Annotated in this window: 2 protein-coding genes and 1 pseudogene; 2 read left to right on the top strand and 1 reads right to left on the bottom strand. The window is 66.3% G+C overall.

The annotated features are described in order from the left end of the window. The first annotated feature begins 76 nt into the window (after window positions 1-76). Window positions 77-2,674 (top strand): Fe/S-dependent 2-methylisocitrate dehydratase AcnD, encoded by a 2,598-nt coding sequence (gene acnD / locus FUT88_RS25290; RefSeq protein WP_147219296.1) that lies wholly within the window; start codon window positions 77-79, stop codon window positions 2,672-2,674. Further along, the gene (gene prpF, locus FUT88_RS25285) at window positions 2,671-3,855 is read left to right on the top strand and encodes a 2-methylaconitate cis-trans isomerase PrpF (protein ID WP_147219294.1); all 1,185 of its coding nucleotides are present in this window, start codon (window positions 2,671-2,673) and stop codon (window positions 3,853-3,855) included. Before acnD ends, prpF begins: the two co-directional genes overlap by 4 nt. A gap of 91 nt (window positions 3,856-3,946) precedes the next feature. Here the strand turns inward: prpF and FUT88_RS25280 are convergent. Further along, a pseudogene (locus FUT88_RS25280) lies at window positions 3,947-4,331 on the bottom strand (collagen-like triple helix repeat-containing protein); the annotation flags it as partial.

Raw genomic sequence — 4,331 nt, 5'->3', positions numbered from 1 at the left:
TTTGCTTACTTTCTTTGGCAAGACAAAGAAGCTGAGTCACCCCGGCAGGGGATGAAACAAGGGATGTACCACTACCATGAACACCACCCACCGCAAACCGCTCCCCGGCACAAACCTCGATTACTTCGACGCACGTGAGGCCGTGGAAGCCATCCAGCCGGGCGCCTACGACAAGCTCCCCTACACCTCCCGCGTCCTCGCCGAGAATTTGGTACGCCGCTGCGATCCAGCCGCCCTCACCGACTCGCTCAAACAGCTCATCGAACGCAAGCGCGACCTGGATTTCCCCTGGTTCCCGGCGCGCGTGGTCTGCCACGACATCCTGGGCCAGACCGCGCTGGTCGACCTCGCTGGCCTGCGCGACGCCATTGCCGACCAGGGCGGCGACCCCGCCAAGGTCAACCCGGTCGTGCCGGTGCAGCTGATCGTCGACCATTCGCTGGCGGTGGAATGCGGCGGCTTCGACCCCGACGCCTTCGCCAAGAACCGCGCCATTGAAGACCGCCGCAACGAAGATCGCTTCCACTTCATCGACTGGACCAAGCTCGCGTTCAAGAACGTCGACGTGATCCCGGCGGGCAACGGCATCATGCACCAGATCAACCTGGAGAAGATGTCGCCCGTTGTCCAGGCGCACGACGGCGTGGCCTATCCCGACACCTGCGTCGGCACCGACAGCCACACGCCGCATGTCGACGCACTGGGCGTGATCGCTATCGGCGTGGGCGGCCTGGAAGCCGAAAACGTGATGCTGGGCCGCGCCTCGTGGATGCGCCTGCCGGACATCGTGGGCGTGGAGCTGACCGGCCAGCGCCAGCCCGGCATCACTGCCACCGACATCGTGCTGGCACTGACCGAATTCCTGCGCAAGCAGAAGGTGGTGGGCGCCTACCTCGAGTTTTACGGCGAAGGCGCATCCAAGCTGACGCTGGGCGACCGCGCCACCATTTCGAACATGGCCCCCGAGTACGGCGCCACCGCGGCAATGTTCTCGATTGACGACAACACGCTCGACTACCTGCGCCTGACCGGCCGCAGCGACGAGCAGGTCAAGCTGGTCGAGACGTATGCCAAGACCGCGGGCCTGTGGTCCGACACGCTCAAGAACGCCGAATACGAACGCGTGCTGCGCTTCGACCTGTCCAGCGTGGTGCGCAACATGGCCGGCCCGTCCAACCCGCACGCACGTGTGGCCACGACCGACCTGGCCGCCAAGGGTATCGCCGCCCAGTGGGAAGAAACGCCGGGCCAGATGCCGGATGGCGCGGTCATCATCGCGGCCATCACGAGTTGCACCAACACCAGCAACCCGCGCAACGTGATTGCCGCGGCGCTGCTGGCGCGCAATGCCAACCGCCTCGGCCTGACCCGCAAGCCGTGGGTGAAAAGTTCGCTCGCGCCAGGCTCCAAGGCCGTTGAGCTGTATCTGGAAGAAGCCGGCCTCAAGCACGAACTGGAAAAGCTCGGCTTCGGCATCGTCGCGTTTGCCTGCACCACCTGCAACGGCATGAGCGGCGCGCTGGACCCGAAGATCCAGCAAGAGATCATCGATCGCGACCTGTACGCCACGGCCGTGCTGTCGGGCAACCGCAACTTTGACGGCCGCATTCACCCGTATGCCAAGCAGGCGTTCCTCGCATCGCCGCCGCTGGTGGTGGCCTATGCGATTGCCGGCACCGTGCGTTTCGATATCGAGCGCGACAGCTTCGGCACCGATGCCAACGGCAAGCCGATCCTGCTGAAAGACCTGTGGCCGACCGACGAAGAGATCGACGCCATCGTGCGCGCATCGGTCAAGCCCGAGCAGTTCCGCAAGGTGTACATCCCGATGTTCGAGCAGCGCAGCGCGTCGGTTGCCAGCGTGAGCCCGCTGTACGACTGGCGCCCGCAGAGCACGTACATCCGCCGCCCGCCCTATTGGGAAGGCGCGCTGGCCGGCGAGCGCACGCTCAAGGGCCTGCGGCCGCTGGCGGTGCTGGGGGACAACATCACGACCGATCACCTGTCGCCGTCCAACGCCATCCTGGCCAGCAGCGCCGCCGGTGAATACCTCGCCAAGATGGGCCTGCCGGAAGAGGACTTCAATTCGTACGCCACGCACCGCGGCGATCACCTGACCGCGCAGCGCGCGACGTTTGCCAACCCGACGCTCATCAACGAGATGGCCGTGGTGGACGGCGTGGTGAAGAAGGGCTCGCTGGCGCGCATCGAACCCGAAGGCAAGGTCACGCGCATGTGGGAAGCGATCGAGACCTACATGGACCGCAAGCAGCCGCTGATCGTGATTGCCGGCGCCGACTACGGCCAGGGCAGCTCGCGCGACTGGGCCGCCAAGGGCGTACGCCTGGCCGGCGTCGAGGCCATCGTGGCCGAAGGCTTCGAGCGCATCCACCGCACGAACCTGATCGGCATGGGCGTGCTGCCGCTGGAGTTCAAGCCGGGCACCACGCGCCTCACGCTCGGCATTGACGGCACCGAAACCTTTGACGTGATCGGCGAGCGCAAACCGCGTACGGACCTGACGCTCGTCATCCACCGCAAGAACGGCGAACGCGTGGAAGTGCCCGTCACGTGCCGTCTGGATAGCGACGAGGAAGTGTCGATCTACGAAGCCGGCGGTGTGCTGCAGCGCTTTGCGCAGGACTTTTTGGAATCGAACAAGGAAGCAGCATGAGCCACCCCGCGCAAGTGAAGATTCCCGCCACCTACATGCGTGGCGGCACCAGCAAAGGCGTGTTCTTCCGTCTGCAGGATTTGCCGCTGGCCGCGCAACAGCCCGGCGCGGCGCGTGACGCGTTGCTCATGCGCGTGATCGGCAGCCCCGACCCGTATGGCAAGCAGATCGACGGCATGGGCGGCGCCACGTCGAGCACCAGCAAGACGGTGATCCTCAGCAAGAGCACGCGCCCCGACCATGACGTGGATTACCTGTTCGGCCAGGTCTCCATCGACAAGCCGTTTGTCGACTGGTCGGGCAACTGCGGCAACCTCTCTGCAGCGGTCGGCCCGTTCGCCATCAGCAACGGTCTGGTCGATGCGAGCCGGGTGCCGCAAAACGGCGTCGCGACCATCCGCATCTGGCAGGCCAACATCGGCAAGACCATCATTGCGCACGTGCCCATCACCAACGGCGCGGTGCAGGAGACGGGCGACTTTGAACTCGACGGCGTGACCTTTCCGGCGGCGGAAGTGCAACTCGAATTTCTCGACCCGGCTGCCGAAGAGGAAGGCGACGGCGGCGGCGCGATGTTCCCCACCGGCAACCTCGTCGACGACCTGGAGGTGCCCGGCGTGGGCACGCTCAAGGCGACGATGATCAACGCGGGCATCCCGACGATCTTCATCAACGCAGAGGCCATCGGCTACACCGGCACCGAGCTGCAGGACGCCATCAACGGCGATGCGAAGGCGCTGGCGATGTTCGAGACCATCCGCGCGCACGGCGCGGTGCGCATGGGGCTGATCAAGAACATTGAAGAAGCCGCCACGCGGCAGCACACGCCCAAGGTCGCGTTCGTCGCGCCGCCGAAGGACTACGTGGCATCGAGCGGCAAGAAGGTCGGCGCAGGCGATGTGGACTTGCTGGTGCGCGCGTTGTCGATGGGCAAGCTGCACCACGCGATGATGGGCACGGCAGCGGTCGCCATCGGCACGGCGGCGGCCATTCCGGGCACGCTGGTCAACCTGGCAGCGGGCGGTGGAGAACGTGGCGCGGTACGCTTCGGGCATCCGTCCGGCACGCTGCGCGTGGGCGCGGAAGCCAAGCTGGTGGACGGCGAATGGACGGTCACCAAGGCCATCATGAGCCGCAGTGCGCGCGTGTTGATGGAAGGCTGGGTGCGCGTGCCGGGCTGAGCGTCACCAACAAAAAAGCCGTTCAGCGCCAACGCATGAACGGCTGGAAGATGGGCCAGCCTTTGCTGGCCTTCTTTTTTTCGGCTGCGGCTCAGCGCGACAGCGCACCGCCAACGGTGGTCAACGCGCCGCCCACCGCACCCGTGACAGGTGACAGCGGCGTGGTGGCCCCCGTCGACGTAACCGACGTGCCGACGCTGGTCACCAGCGAACCGATGGGCGCCGTGGCTCCGCCCGTGGAAGTCGCCCCACCCAGTGCGCCCCGTCACCGCACCGAGCGGATTGCTGCCGCCCGTGGCGCCGCCCAGTGCGCTCGTGATTGGCGCCAGCGGGCTGGCCGTTGTGCTGCCGCCGGACAGCGGGCCGCCCAACGCGGCCACGGTGTTGCCCGTGGCGGTCACCACGCCTCCAAGGCCCGACACGACCGGCGCGTTCGTCGCCGTGAGCGACGTGCCCACATTCGCCACCCCGCCGCC

It is taken from the genome of Ralstonia sp. TCR112 (assembly GCF_007997035.1).
Lineage (GTDB): Bacteria > Pseudomonadota > Gammaproteobacteria > Burkholderiales > Burkholderiaceae > Ralstonia > Ralstonia edaphi.
This window is presented reverse-complemented; position numbering and strand designations above follow the sequence as displayed.

What these genes read in the sequence shown, in the direction of transcription:
- prpF (WP_147219294.1), top strand. Translation starts at nt 2,671, where the DNA reads ATGAGCCACCCCGCGCAAGTGAAGATTCCCGCCACCTACATGCGTGGC.
- acnD (WP_147219296.1), top strand. Translation starts at nt 77, where the DNA reads ATGAACACCACCCACCGCAAACCGCTCCCCGGCACAAACCTCGATTAC.